The sequence below is a fragment of the Sulfitobacter donghicola DSW-25 = KCTC 12864 = JCM 14565 genome, from assembly GCF_000622405.1.
GTDB classification, from domain to species: Bacteria; Pseudomonadota; Alphaproteobacteria; order Rhodobacterales; family Rhodobacteraceae; genus Sulfitobacter; species Sulfitobacter donghicola.
On record NZ_JASF01000005.1, the window covers coordinates 1,062,886 to 1,077,602 of the forward strand.

Here is a 14,717-nt window from a genome sequence, read left to right on the forward strand (position 1 = left end):
ATTGATGACCCCTGAAGAACAAAAGACCCGAGAAGAGCTCGCTGCCTGCTACCGCTTGGCGGCGCTCTATAAGTTCACCGATTTGATCTATACCCATATCACAGCGCGTGTGCCTGGTGAGGATGAGCATTTTCTCATCAACCCCTATGGTTGGCGTTGGGAGGAAATCACGGCCTCTTCGCTGGTAAAGATCGACGTTGAGGGAAACAAAGTGGACGACAGCCCATACAGGGTAAACCCCGCGGGCTTCACCATCCATTCTGCGGTGCATATGAACCGCCATGATGCTGCTTGGATTATGCATACGCACACGCGCGCAGGTGTGGCCGTGTCTTGCATGGAAGAAGGACTTTTGCCGCTCAACCAGATCTCTCTGCAATTTCACAATCGCATTGGCTACCATGATTTTGAAGGCATCGCGCTTGACCTCGATGAGCGTGATCGTATCGTTGCCGATCTCGGCGAGCACCCCGTGTTGATGCTGCGCAACCACGGCTTGATCGCCACAGGGCGCAGTGCCGCCGAGATGTTTAGCAACATGTTCTATCTTGAACGCGCCTGCGAGATACAGGTGGCCGCGACATCAACCGGCCAGCCGCTGCGTTTGGTGGATGATGTAATTGCCACACGGGTGCATGAGCAATTTGTCCAGATGAATGAAGAAGATGGCGATCTGGAGCTGGAATGGCAGGCGCATTTACGCTCAATCGAGGGGCTAGGCGCTGACTATCGTGGTTGATTGCCGGTGGACCTGTCACCGTTTAGTTCCGGACTATTTCAAGCGATGTTCGCAATAATGGGGAACAATTTTGACAACTGTCATTAGCCCATAAGAGAGCAAATTTCGTTTTCGAATCAAAGTGTCAAAGCCATAAGTATATGAAAATAAACAATATAGCATGGGGGCAGGCGGTGTGCATCCATATCCATGCAAAATTCATCCATAAGCGTGCAAATTTTGCCGTTCCGAACGAGAGGTGCACATAAAAAAACCGCGCAATGCGCGGGCTCATAGCTGTTTATGGGATAAGGTCTTTATTTCGGTCGTCGCTTTCGATCCTCTGATTTTCCGGCCACCTCGGACCGACGGACCATATCCAAGATTTTTTGCGTATCGAATGCTTCTTCGTAGTATTCGATCGAAATCGGAGAATGCCCCACTGCAAACCCTGTTCGATCAGTAAATGATTTGCAGAAATGTTCAGTGTCGACCTGCGCTACGTCATTGAAGTGAGCGATCTTCAATGCATCAATAACAAGCTCAATCAAAAGTCCCCAACGATTTGCTGAGCAAAATGCCAGCCGTTTTGTGAAGTCTGAGGTCCAGAGATTTTCAGGAAAATCGATCCCAACTTTGCCAGCATATAGATGACAAAGGTCACTGATTTCTTTGAGATCTACAGTATTATTGGGTCGAATTTCAGTGAAGACCACCGGCCGTAGAAGGTAAGAAAGCTGCTCTTCTTCAGAAACATACTCAGTGAGTTCATTTACACCAGACAGGATCAGCATCAGCGGCCAATCGGTCCGTTTCAGCAGCGATTTGAAGCTATCCAGAATAATTTTTCGAACTGACGCGCTCTTGCCGGAAAAGATATGTTGGCATTCATCAAAATGGATACCCACGACACCCTGTTCTTTTGCTTGGAAAAACACTTTATCCCAGACGTCGCTCTGGTTCGCACGGCTTGAGATTTTGTCCGATCCCGTTTTCCCGTATCCAAGGCCATCTTTAAGTGTCCGCCTGCCGAGTTCCTTGAAGCTCAACGATCCATCTAATGTTACCTTCTCGATCATTGCCGGGCGGCCATCGGGCATGATGGTGCTGCCGTCGTTCACAGCTTCAAGCATTTTGCCGATTTCACCGGACTTTCCGATTCGAGACGGCCCGGTCACAATCAGCCCTTTGGCCTCGAAAGGCTTTCCGTTCGAGCTTTTTGCTGCATAGTCAGTGATCATCCATTCCATCCCGCTCCGGAGCACTTTCGCCCGTTCGAAGTCGTAGTGCGCCCCTTCGAGGGTCTTGGTGACGGCGAAGGTCTTTTCTTGAATGAAGCTCATGAGAGTTTTCCCGTATCTTTTGGAGGCGCAAAGCGCGTTGGTTCTGAAATGTCTTGCCCATCGGTGGCATCGTTCTGATCAGTTGCATGATCCGGCAAAACATCCCGTGCCGCATCCATAATGCCGCCAGCGGGAGTGGTCCCCGCCATCGGTTTTTCCGGGCGGGACTCATGAAGTCCAGTACGGATGACATGTGCCTTCGCATTGGCCTCCGCCAACGTCATGAAACTGCGAGGTAGTTTGTGCTCAAGCGCCAGGATTTTCATGTGGTCTTCCCGCTCGCCGCGAATGCGAGCGAGTTGGCTTTCAATAAGTCGAGTTTCTTCCGGCGTTTCCTTACGTGCTTGTAGGGCAACTTCCAGAAATTCTGGGAGTGTGAGGTCACGCATGGCTGTCCACATAAGCTCAACCAAAATTGGATCAGGGTGACCAGCGATCAAGACAGTGGCATCCGCGATGTTATCTGGGTCGACGTAAACCGTGACCTTAGCTCTCACCTCGTCCCGTAATTCTTGAAGAGCTGAGGAGTTGTAGGGTAGGTTGAAGACCTTCACACCTTCATCAGTAATTTTAACTTCAGAAGCCCACCCAAGCTGGATGCGGCGATCATGATCTGGCGGCGGCAGGATCATCCCGTAATCATCGTTCACAGCTTGCGCCATATTCGCCGGGCGCGCTCCCATCATCGTAACGCCGTAGTGACGTTCATAGGGGTATTCATCGACCAGATAGCGTGTGATGATGCCGTAGAGTTCCTCAACATCAAGAACTCCACATTTGATCGGGTCGTAACCAGGCAGCTGCCCTGCGCGGCGCCCTGTGTAGCCATGCAGCAAGTTCAGCAGGATACTCTCGATCGTTCCGAACATGCGCTCGATGTAGGGTTTATCAACGCCATGATATGCGCGGGCATCAACTGTTTGGGTTTTGATCCCGAGCGCCGAGGATTTTACCTCCGAGTTTCGCAAACCTGTGCCATTGTCCCCTTTCAACGAGCCCAATCCGGTGGCGGGCATAGGATCACATTCACAGCCATAACGCCGCGCTTCACGTGTCTTGTCGCGCGTCGCCATCCGAATGACGTCGAGGGTTACGTCAGCAGAAGGATTATCGGTAAGCGCCCAACCGAGAGGCATGCGTGACGCAACATCGATCATCAGTACAAGCCAAATGCGCTTCTTGATAATCTCGTCGATCTCATCAAGTGCGTCTTGTTGGTCCAAAGACAGCCGTTGCCAAAGGCCAGTCTTTTTTGCGACGACAATCAACGATAGCTTACATTCATCGATCTCGACCAACTCACCGATCATCAGAGCCCGATAATCTGTCGAACCGCTTGACCTATTGTTTGCAGCATATCGTTCACCACTACGCGCAATATCTCGCGCCGTCTTACTGATGTTTTTAACGTGCCTATCGATTGTTTTATGAGCGACCGCTTTTAAGTCTTTTAGATCATTGAGGCGACGGATTTCGTTCTCCTTAACAACCAAGTCCTTATGCTTTCGCAAAACTGCAGCAGGCGTGGGCTTCCGGCTATCAAGAACAACTTTTTCGATTGCCTCGCTGATCAACTCGTAAACACGTAGGGACACGCCGTGGTTGGTCCTGTTCCCACGCAAATGAGCCTGATCTGGCAGAACCATGTCATCAAAGCCAGACCCGACCCACATTTCGTATTTGTCCATTAGCGTTCTGCCACGGGGGATTACTGCGACCAACGAAACCGACCCACCACGCAAAACAGCTGAGATCGGGTGATCCCGATACTCTTGGCGCGCAATATCGCGGATCATACTACGGATTTCCGGATCATTGAGCCCTGTGGCGTAAATGCGGAAGCCTTGCTTCTCAATGCATTGGATAGCACGCATTAACGCACCTCGAAAACGCTTCTGCTGGCGAAACTGAGGTGTAAGTTGCCCTTCAAAATAAAGCCCACCGTCTCGGATTCTTGCGCTGCCAAATGAGGTCGGTCGGTTCCCGTTCGCCGCAGAAGTGCCTGGGCGGCCCAACATCGATACCATTTCCTTGTAGGAGAGAAATTCGGTATTGCCAGTTTCCAGGCTGACAGTGTTGTAACCGCCGTCGGAATTTTCCGTGACGCTTAACGTACCAGTTCCACTATGCGACACCTGCATGCCGCTTTGAATTTTGTACCGTGGCATCAACATATTCAGACCTTCCAAACACGGGAATGGTGGCAGATCACTGCATCCATGTTTGCACCGAGACGGCCTCTCGCGATCAATCGATTACATGCTTGAAAGATCCGCGCCTTCGACAAAGACATCACTCTCCAGAGATCCTTCATCAGCCAGAGCGTCCTCAACGATTGAACAGTCTCAAAAACCATTTCATCGGCCAAGGGATCAGGCTGAAATACCACCAAGCGATGCATACGACGCAGGTTGTCCCGGCGTGCTCGGGTATAATCATCGGCGTTCATGACAAAAAAATCATCCGCTTCAGAGCGAGGGTAGGCCGCTTTGATTGCCTCGATTTCCTCCCACGTAATTTTATCCTTTAAGCTTTTTTCATACCTTACAAAAATAAGGATGCGCTTGCCGGAAATTGTGGTCAAACGCATATCAATCGTATGCGTACGGGAGGTGCCAGCAGGATACTGGTATGGAAACTCAAGAGCCTGAAACTCAAGATCATAGGTCTCTGGAGAAATTAGAATCTCATCTGAGACAGAAGTTTCGCCCAAGCTATCAGTAAGCCCCACCTCATCCCTGAATCCCGTAGCAGGGACTCTGTAAACGAAAGTTGTCTTTTGCGAGGACGCACTGGTGCCGATGGGATTACGCACAGCGCGTGAAGGCGAAACGCCGTAAATTTCGCGTGGCTCGATCACGCTTTGGCGAGGCCGTTTCTTAATCCCATAGAGGGTTTCGTAATCTTCGATATCATCGATGGACATAGCTTCTCCGTTTGCGCACGTTATGGCGCAGTTTTTAAGGTTCAAAGGTTTGGTGGAGGCCGCTGATGCGACCCACGTCTGTTCCGGCCAGGAGATAAGCAGGACTGTTTGCGCGCTTTGAAAGCTGTTGAACGGAGACGTAAAAGATACTATCTCGGGGTTCAGAAGGTGATTGGTCGCAAGATCAGTCGGCAGGGCCTCGTTGTGTCACCAACGAGGCTTTTGCTTTTCTACCTCGGCTTAGTGTCCTCCTCTGTTGGGTTTCGCCGGGTCGTAAGGGTAATCAGTTTCCGTAATCGCAGCAAAATGCACAGATCGCGACCGGAGTCGAATCCTTTATTTACAAGGCGTTATGCGATTTTGGTGACTTTTTCGTTTTTCGCAATCTGGCTCCTTTATGATGACCAACAGTCGTTCCATGACTTCGAGTTAGGACAGTCTTTTACGTATTGGAAGGCGCTGAACCGCGATCGATATATACTTAAGTCAGGTCATAGCACTGAAATGTATACTTATTTCAGGCTCTGTGATTTTCAGCCAAAATCCAAGAGCAAGGAAGGATCCTGCTCATCAATAAAATCGCGATACCATTCGTCAGCGTAGCTTGCAGGAGTCATCTCATTAATACAGATCAAGCTCCCCCAAAATCCACCACGGTCGGTCTTGAGATCAGCAAACATAGACAATCTTTGATTTCGGGCAGGCACATAAGAGCAACCCATGACCTTCTGCAATTGAGAGATCGTTCTCTGGGTACTTAGATCATCTTTTGCCAGTGCCCAAATCAGTGAACTCGCTCCATAAAACAGTTTATGCAGCGGTATCCTAGAACGCCGCAGAGGCGAGACCGACCTTAAAGAAAATTGTTTTTTTCTGCACTTCTCTCGCCTACACTGCCGTAGATTCCGCGATTTAATGTACCAGGAGTCGTCGGTTTGACACTTGGGACAACGCGGACCGTCTGGCCAAACAACTGTTGCAAGGCGCCGCTCCGCCGCGGCGAGGGTTGGAAAAGCATCTTTAATATCTTGTTTTGGCAGACCAGAAGCCAACATACGCCAGTGCGTCACGTCCAGTTCATCGCCAGAAAGTCTTAGCATAAACGGCTCATATTCACTCTTTGGCCCGTCACACCATCGACTCGCTCATTCGAGAAAGACCATGCTGGGAATTCTCAAAGAACTGAAACAATGCATCGGTTTTCACGTCCAATGCATCCTCATTGTATTTTGAGGGCGGCAAACCCGTTCTTTCATCATATAGAAGGTCGTAAATTTCTTGCCGAAGTCCGTCCCGCGTACTCTGCTTTTCAAAAACGTCTTGGACAGCTTCTATCTTGCGTTGGATCGATTTCAGCAGCGTGGCCGATGCAGACTTGATTTGCTTGATCTCTTCTTTCGAAAGGTCTTCTTGTACCAGGAGGTCGAAGACAGGCTTTTGATCAGCAGTAAGCCCCAATGCGACATGCGCTTGTGTTTCGCCCTCCATCTCGGCCGTAAGCCGCATCAGCGCTTCAAAAGTTGCTTCGATCGTATTCTTGTCTTTTTCCTTGTTATATTCGGCGATGATCTCATCAAACCTTTCCTGAAAGTCATTCAGCGTGGGATTTGCCGCAAGCATTTTCGCGAGGCGCTTTTGCAAGACACTGCGAAGGTCTTGCACGTCGCCGGCCTTCCGCTCGCTTTTTGCAAATTCCTTCCGGAGCATCTCAAAATTCACCTTAGAGATGTCGAAAATCCGATCCTCCTCCCGGTCTGCCTTTATATCGATAGCTTCCGCGACGATTGCGTTCAGTTGTTGAATGATGGCCGCCGTATCAGCGTCAGCCTTGTCGTCCTGAAGAGAGCTGTAAATGTAGTTGATCGCCTGATAGTCGGCCTTAAAGGTCTCGACACGCTCAAACGTCAGGCATGCTTTGTATTTGCGAAACACGGCGCGACAGGCAATCTCAAATCCTTTGCGCGTCTCGTCATTCGTGTTGATCAGCTCTTTCGCATCCTGCAAAGCCTTCAGCTTATTAAAACCAGACGCGTCTTTCATCCGATCAAGGTCATACCCTTCCGCAGTCAGCCGCTCGCGCACCAGTCCGATGGCCTCTGCCAGCTCGCTGAGCAGTTTGTCATCAGGGTTCAACGGATCAACTTCGGGTGCCTCGCCAGGCCCTCCCACAGGTCCCTCGCCCGTATGCCCGGCAAATGTGGCCAGCGCTTTGCGCAGGTTTTTCAGGATGCCGCAGTAGTCCACGATCAGGCCGTTGTTCTTGCCCTCTTTCACACGGTTCGCGCGCGCGATTGCCTGCATCAGGGTGTGCGCCTGCAACGGCTTGTCCAGATACAGCGTAGAGAGCGAAGGCACATCAAAACCAGTCAGCCACATCGCACAGACGATAACGATACGAAACGGATGGTCATCACGCTTGAACGCAGTCTCAACATCCAACCGCTTCTCTATCTCACGTCCGCCCACGGTCTCTTTGACCGTGAAGCCATCTTTCATCAGCTTGCGGTGCGGGATGATGTCCAAGCCCCAGTCCGCGAACCTTTTCACCTCGCCCTGTTCGTCACTCACGACGACGGCAACCTCGGTCTCGCGCATCCATTCGATCTGCTGGCTGCGGATGACCTTTTCCTGATCATCACCAACGGTCTTCAGCTCGGCCTCAAGCGCCTCAATGCGCACGGCCCACGCGGTTTTGATGTACTCATACATCCGCACAGCTGTGATCTTGTCGATGGCCACATACATGGCCTTGCCGCTTTCCCAGTTTGTGGAAAAATGGGATGCGAAATCCTTGGCCACATGCTGCAAACGCGGCTCGGCCGTCACGACATGGTACTCACGCTTCAGATCATCCGACAGCTTTGCCGCAACATTCGGGTCGTCAATCTCCGCATCCGCAATCGCCGCCGCCAGCTTTTCGTTCAGCCCCTCACCCGCAACCTGAAGCTTGTCGCCCCGTGCATCGTAGAACAGCGGCAAGGTCGCGCCATCAAGGATCGCATCCTGAAAATCGTAGGTGGAGAGATATTCGCCAAACACCTGCTTGGTCACTTCGTCATTGCCGAACAGCGGCGTTCCGGTGAACCCAATGAAGCTGGCGTTGGGCAACCCTTTGCGCATGTTCAGCGCCAGCGTGCCATATTGCGTGCGGTGCGCTTCGTCCGTCATGACGATTACGTTGTCACGGTCGGAATACACGCCGCCTTCGGCCTCCGCATCCGTGAACTTCTGGATCATCGCAAAGACGACCTTCTTCTGTTTACCCAGCAGATCACGCAAACCTGCCGCTGATCCGGCGCGGCACGGGTCCTTGTCGTTGTTCGCCAACCCGACCGAGGCGAACGTCTTGTAAATCTGATTGTCCAAATCGGTTCGGTCCGTCAGCACCACAAAGGTATAATCGCCCCCCAGCTTGCGATGCACCTTCTGCGTGAACAGCGCCATCGAGAACGACTTGCCCGACCCTTGGGTATGCCAGAACACGCCCAGCTTGCCCTTGAGGCTTTCGCGCCGCTCCACGGCCTCCACAGCGCGGTTCACGCCGAGGTATTGATGGTTTTTCGCAAGGATCTTTGCTGGCCCGCTGGCCGTATCGGCAAACAGAATGAAATTCTCGAACAGATCCAGAAACCGCCGCTTGTCGCAGACGACCTTCAGCAACGCCTCCATCGGCAGCATGTCATCGCGGCGGTCGCGCTCGTCCAGCTTCAGCCAGTCCGCGAAATGCTCATAATCGGCGGTGATCGAGCCCATCTTGGCCTCGCCCCCATTGCCCAGAATAACCAGCGCGTTGAAATGGAACAGATGCGGGACCGTGTCTTTGTAATCGCTGAGGTTCTCGGCGTAGGCCCGCTTCAAATCCTTGTCGGGGCGTTTCAGCTCGCAAAACATCAGCGGCAACCCGTTGACGAAACCGATGATATCCGCGCGCCGCCGGTGGGCATAGCCGCGTATCCACATCTCGCGCACACAAAGGAAATCGTTATTCTCGGGGTCATCGTAATCGAACACACGCAGGCGGAGGGTCTTCTGCTCGCCGTTCTGGCGGAACTTCACCCGCACCCCGTCGCGGATCAGATGGTATTTATCCTGATTGATGCGGATCAAGGATTGGGAACCGAAGATATCGGTTATTTCGCGCAGCGCTTGTTTATACGCCACATCAGGCAAATCAGGGTTCAGCCGCACCAACGCTTCGGACAGATAGCGCGTCAGCACCACATCCTTATCCGACTTACGCCCGAGCGTGCCCTCAATCCCGAACGTCTCACGGTTCCACGCCATGACAGAGCGCCAGCCGTGCTCGTCACGCAGGTAATCGGCCATGGTGGTCTGGACCAACTGGTCCTCGGTAAAATCATTCATATCAACAGATTATACTTATACGGGAAGACGTCCATCCATAAGTCGCGGGAGGAGGAGATCACGGGCCTTGGTGAGTTGCTCAGTGCTTTTCTTCAATGATCTTATTTGCTCAATCATCACTCTGACCTTTGTATCAAACTTCTCAACCATATCGGGGGCAGGCACGACGACAGAAAGGGCGCGAAACTTGCTCTTGCTGATCTCGGTATAGGTCGAACCGCCCGCATGCGCCCTGATTTCCTCCACACGATGCAACAAGTTGAAGAGCAGATAGAAACGCATTGCCTCATCATTCGGTATGATGTTGATGAAACCTTGGTTGGTGCAAACTTCTTTGTCAGCGATGCCAAAAAACCCAACCGAAGCCCGACTGGTCATAAGTATTGTATGCGGCGGCACCATCTTTGCCGAAGAGTTCTTTAACCCTTCTTTGGTTATTCTCTTTGCCCCGTCCAGCAAGGTCAAACAGTCATTACGGGTGATATCCGTGGGCGTGATCCATGGGACATCGCCATCGTCCCAATAGGACGCCACCTTCGTCGAAGGCGTACCGCCCCCAATTGTTTCACAGACATCGGAAAACAATTTTACACCCCACCCCTCCGGCAGCCCATCGACAAACTCTACTGTCTCATGGCCGGGAAAGCGGAAATGGACGAACCATTCACGGTAGAGCAACCTTGCGGCCTGCTCCAACAACGCAATCCGCCGCCGGTTGTTCTCGATCAGGTCGTCATAGGCCGAAAGGACCTCGGCAATGCGTTTTTGAGCGGGAAGGTCGGGAACCTTGATCTTAAAGTTATCAAGTATGCCTTTGGTCAGATACTGCGTTGTGGCACCTATGGATTCACTCTCGAATCTTTTCAAAGCTGGCCTGAGGGCGAAATACAAAAAGCGAGTATTCAGCCGTTCTGGATCAAGGGTCTCAAGGATATAAGTTCGCTGATACGCATTGAACCGACCATTGTAGTGTTTGAGGGCAAATACACCATTTGCATTATTCCCAGCCAGCAGAACAGCTTCTGTGTCAAAGGCGTATTTATCAATCTGAAAAGTTTCTTGTGCGCAGGTGAAAAATGGGAACTCCCCATCCAAAACAGCAGCGTTTGAATTGAGCTTTCCAGTCTTGAATGACGCAATTTCGGCCAGCTTATGAGTTTCCCAACTCATACAATCAACTCTTCAAAGTTCTTTGCGATCGTCTCGGCCAGCTCCACCGCCTCTGCATTCAGAACGTCGATCTCCAGATGGATGTCCTTGATGGTCTCATCGAAATCAAAACCCTCATCCTCCACCTCTGGTGCAACGCCCACATAGCGTCCCGGTGTCAGGCTGTAGTCATTGGCGGCCAGCTCCTCCTGCCCCACCAGTTTGACCAGCCCCTCCACATCGCGCAGCGTACCGTCAGGAAAGCGAGACAGCAGCCACTCCGCCTGCCCCTCGAAATACCGCGCGCGTTTCAACGTGCCGGTCACGCTCAGCTGCACATCTGGATCACCCGTCAGCGGCACGCGAGCGCTGGCAATCACCGCCAACAGCTTCTTGCCCTCCGCCGCTTTCTCTCCGCCAGCCACAGCCGCCTCCTGCGCCTTTTGCGCCAGCTTCGCCAGATGGTCGATTTCCTTGATCAGCGCCTTGGCCTGATCCGCCACAGGCTGCATCGCCGCCTGCACCTGCGTCAGTGCCGCCACATCCCCCGCGGGCACCGCCAGTGCCACCGACGCGGACACAAAAGCCGCCGCATCCGTTTTCAGCTTTGCCAGCCCCGCCTGCATCTCAGCCGTATCAGTATGTTTGCCCAGATAGGCCTGCGCCGCGTCAAACGCCGCCTCAAGCGCTGCAAAATCCGCCGCCTGCGCCTCATCCCGCGCCGTGGCCAAATACTCCTGTACCAGCCCCGCGAACCGATCTTCCTGCCCACGATACAACCAGACAATCGACGTCAGGTTCTTCATCTGCTCAGGCGAGAAGTCGAAAATCTTGCGCGTCACCTTGCGGAACACATTGCGCGCATCCAGCATCAGCACCTTGTCGCGCAGGTGCTCCGGCTTGCCCTTGTCCATGAACCAGATTTCACAAGGCACCGTGCGGGTATAGAAAAAGTTGCCCCTGATCGCGCACATGATGTCGATGTCGCCCGACTTGACCATCGCCTCGCGCACCTTCGCCTCTTGCCCACCTGCCGAGGACGCCTGCGACGACATCACAATCCCCGCACGCCCGCGCGGCGACAGATAGGCGTGGAAGAAGGACATCCAGACGTAGTTGCCGTTCGACACCTTGCCGCCTTTGTTCACACCCGGCAGGCCGAACTCCAAGCGCGGATCGTCTTTCATCTTCTCCGCGTCGATCTCGTCCACGTTGAAGGGCGGATTGGCCATGACATAGTCAAACGGCCCCTGATCCTTGTGCGGGTCCTCATAGTAGCTGATTGCCTTTTGGATATCGCCATCAAGCCCGTGGACCGCGAGGTTCATCTTGGCCAGCCGCAGCGTGGTCGGGTTCTTCTCCATCCCGTAGAAGGTCAGCTCATCATTCGGACTGGCCTTCATCGCCTCAACGAAATGCGCTGATTGCACAAACATGCCCCCTGATCCACAAGCAGGGTCGATGATCTTGCCGCGCTTCGGCTCGATGATGTTGACGATCGTTTCCACGATACTGATCGGCGTGAAGAATTCGCCGTTGTCATGCGCCTTCTGGTCTGCGAACTGGGTCAGGAAATACTCATAGATGCGCCCGAAGACATCGCCATCCGCCTTTTGCAGCGCGGGGTCGTTAAAGATGCGCAGGACCTGACGCAGTGCATCATCATCCAGCTCTGTATACTCTTGCTTAGGCAGCAAGCCCGCGAGGCTTTCATAATCCTCCTCGATCGTCTCCATCGCGTGAATGACAGCAGTGGACGGGCTTTGATCCTCAGGCAAGCTGACAAGGTAATCAAACTGCGCTTCAGGCCGAAGGAAGATCGCACTGCGGCTGGAGAAATCTGCCTTCGTCAAGTCACGCACGACGCCGCCGCGGCTTGGCAGCGTAGGGAGGATTTCATTGCGGACTTTCAGATAGCGCGAGCAGGCATGACGCAGGAAGATCAGCCCCATAACAGGCATGAAATACTCATTGCTGGCGAAATTGGACGTGGACCGCAGAACGTCTGCTGAGGACCACAAACGTTTTTCCAGATTGCCAATATGTTCCAATGCTATGCTCCGACTGTTTTCTTCGTTCTGTACCTCTACATGGAAACCGTGTGGCAGTGCCAGAATGGGTTTTGCTTCGGTGCTGCTTTCTCAAATACTGTGGCATTGGCCAGAAACTTTTTGTCAGCATGACGGCATGTCGAGACCACAATCTTTGCATCGCAGCACATCGCCAATAAGTTCGTCTATCGCGGCATAAATCTGTACTTCAGCCTTATCATCACGAGCGCGGAGAACTCCCGCAAATTGCGGTAGAACATCGGCAAGCAGTATCGGCACGACATGTGCCAAAATACTGACAATATGCTGATAAGAATGTGATTATTCACATCTGAAGATCGGCAGGATTCACTGATTTTGAACTTGGTGTACCCGTATTTCGAGATGATATCTTGTACTTCACAGCACGCTTTCAGGAGCACCCCCCTTCACCGCGTGAATCCGCACCTCAGCCTGATCCCCTCTGGACCGAATATGTGCGTAGCCCAGCTGTGGTCTGTAGGCCGCCCCGATATCGAGAGCGATGGTACGGTGGCTCTCTACCCCGTCACAGATTTCAAGATCCGCATCGATGGCAATAACGCTGCGCAGCGCAGGCGTATGACCATGCACAATCACTGTACGTTTCTCTTCACGACGTTCCGGATCAGGATCTCGCAGGTCCCACCCCTCCCGATGCGACAAAAAGGGGTACCGGATCGTAGCCCAGTGATAATCTTCTCCTATGAAGAAGCGATCCTGATCCAAGAATTCTGGGATATCACCGTGTGGATGTACTCCTGCATGCACAAAAAGTAGATCGCCCAGTTGCAGGAAGGTCGGGCCATCTGCCATCAGCTCAAGGTAATCAGGATGCAACATCTTCCGGAGCTCTCCTTGTATTTCCAAAGTCGTATGGGCTTCCTCAGAAATGCCCATCTCAGAAAGAACCGTCTTTCCGCCACCGGAAATCCAGAGCGATAGCAAGTTCTCAGATAACAGGCCGAAGTGGAGAGCCAGATCATGATTGCCCGGCAGCACGTGCAACACGTCAGCTTTTGCAAGCGCGGCACCTCGCATAGCAAGATCAACAGCGCGGATCGATGAGGGGCCACGATCAATTAAATCACCAAGGAAAACCAAATGCCGTGCTGCGCCATTCCGCGGCGTGTGCCTGATTTCTTCGAGAACCCGTTCAAGCAGATCAGCTTGACCGTGAATGTCACCGATGGCGAACACTTCGACATTTTCTGGTAGAAGGCCTGGAAGGTCTCGCCAAGGCAGCGAATATGAGCTGAATTTCATCTCAATAGTCATGGATTAATTCCGGTCATTTCGTAATCCCGTTCGGGCGGGACGTGATGCTCTGTCAGGAGGCTTTCGTCGAGATAAACGCAAATACCACGTGGCCTGCTGCGATATGTGGTCAAGATAAAACCTTCCTTTCAAAAATCGAACCAGTCATCCACTGTCGGCACAGCTTAAAGTGGATCAGGACGTTTGCCCTAACTTCATTAATCTCTGAGCCCCTCATACATCTGGTCCTCGGCGATCAGGGCCTGCACCTGCCAGAACTCAAGCGCAAGATGTGCTAATCTGGCCGCTTTGAGTCCCAACCCCTCAAAAAGACTATCTGCCGAAATTGGATCACCCAGCTTATACCATCTCGACGCGGTCCGAGCCCACGTCCTCTCAGCATCGATACCGCAAAGTCTTGACGTGCTTATCAAAGGGACTTGTACCGTCGGATGCCCTGCTTGCCTGCCGATCAGGATGGCCCCACCGCACTGAGGATCCCGGATTGCGATCCAGGGTTCCAACACCGGCGCGTGCGCAAGATCATCTGGCGACGGCCCAGTAATGGCCAGTTCGAGGGAACGGATAGCCATCCGCTTCATAAGCTTGACGATCAGCCGCTCTCTGAAAGAAAACCAATCACCGGCCGTCAAGCACCACGCATCGCGTGCTTTGACATATTGTATCGAAGGGGTCAGTGTCTCGAAAGCATCGAGCACCTTGCGCGGTATTGAATCGGCCAGGGCGTAAGATTTACCGTCGGCAGTCGCAAATGTGACAGGATCGGATTGCCTCAGAACATCGAGTACCATTAGATCTTCTGCGTTCGGCTCCACTGCAGTCCTTCTCTGACAATGATCAACATTGCTCCAAACTGACAATGATGCTCT

The 14,717-nt window shown here is 52.6% G+C and carries 10 protein-coding genes and 1 pseudogene; 1 reads left to right on the forward strand and 10 read right to left on the reverse strand.

Annotation, left to right across the window (positions count from 1 at the left end):
- The first annotated feature begins 4 nt into the window (after nt 1–4).
- Nucleotides 5–739 (forward strand): class II aldolase/adducin family protein, encoded by a 735-nt coding sequence (locus tag Z948_RS0106095; RefSeq protein ID WP_025058684.1) that lies wholly within the window; start codon nt 5–7, stop codon nt 737–739.
- A 296-nt stretch (nt 740–1,035) separates the two neighbouring features.
- Here Z948_RS0106095 and Z948_RS17860 read toward each other — a convergent pair whose 3' ends face one another.
- From Z948_RS17860 to Z948_RS18400, 10 genes and pseudogenes are all read right to left on the reverse strand, one after another.
- Nucleotides 1,036–2,061 (reverse strand): hypothetical protein, encoded by a 1,026-nt coding sequence (locus Z948_RS17860; protein ID WP_025058685.1) that lies wholly within the window; start codon nt 2,059–2,061, stop codon nt 1,036–1,038.
- Complete coding sequence (locus Z948_RS0106105) at nt 2,058–4,235, reverse strand: integrase catalytic domain-containing protein (protein ID WP_025058686.1); 2,178 nt, start codon at nt 4,233–4,235, stop codon at nt 2,058–2,060. The genes Z948_RS17860 and Z948_RS0106105 overlap by 4 nt, the downstream gene beginning before the upstream one ends.
- 2 nt (nt 4,236–4,237) lie before the next feature.
- Nucleotides 4,238–4,987, reverse strand: coding sequence for a PDDEXK family nuclease (locus Z948_RS0106110; RefSeq protein ID WP_025058687.1), 750 nt, complete (start codon nt 4,985–4,987; stop codon nt 4,238–4,240).
- A gap of 533 nt (nt 4,988–5,520) precedes the next feature.
- Nucleotides 5,521–5,667, reverse strand: a complete 147-nt coding sequence (locus tag Z948_RS19190; protein WP_245604558.1) for a hypothetical protein — start codon at nt 5,665–5,667, stop codon at nt 5,521–5,523.
- Between the two features lie 201 nt (nt 5,668–5,868).
- Nucleotides 5,869–6,087, reverse strand: a pseudogene (locus Z948_RS19325) (transposase); the annotation flags it as partial.
- 28 nt (nt 6,088–6,115) lie between these two features.
- On the reverse strand, nt 6,116–9,352 hold the full coding sequence (locus tag Z948_RS0106120) for a type I restriction endonuclease subunit R (RefSeq protein WP_025058688.1): 3,237 nt from the start codon (nt 9,350–9,352) through the stop codon (nt 6,116–6,118).
- Nucleotides 9,353–9,367: 15 nt separating this feature from the next.
- Nucleotides 9,368–10,522, reverse strand: coding sequence for a restriction endonuclease subunit S (locus Z948_RS0106125; RefSeq protein WP_025058689.1), 1,155 nt, complete (start codon nt 10,520–10,522; stop codon nt 9,368–9,370).
- A complete protein-coding gene (locus Z948_RS0106130) occupies nt 10,519–12,552 on the reverse strand; it encodes a class I SAM-dependent DNA methyltransferase (RefSeq protein WP_025058690.1) in 2,034 nt (677 codons plus the stop codon). Before Z948_RS0106130 ends, Z948_RS0106125 begins: the two co-directional genes overlap by 4 nt.
- A 399-nt stretch (nt 12,553–12,951) precedes the next feature.
- The gene (locus Z948_RS18395) at nt 12,952–13,848 is read right to left on the reverse strand and encodes a metallophosphoesterase (RefSeq protein WP_025058691.1); all 897 of its coding nucleotides are present in this window, start codon (nt 13,846–13,848) and stop codon (nt 12,952–12,954) included.
- A 197-nt stretch (nt 13,849–14,045) separates the two neighbouring features.
- Nucleotides 14,046–14,639: a DUF6634 family protein gene (locus tag Z948_RS18400; RefSeq protein ID WP_156023514.1), complete on the reverse strand. Its 594-nt coding sequence runs from the start codon at nt 14,637–14,639 to the stop codon at nt 14,046–14,048.
- Nucleotides 14,640–14,717: the final 78 nt, after the last annotated feature.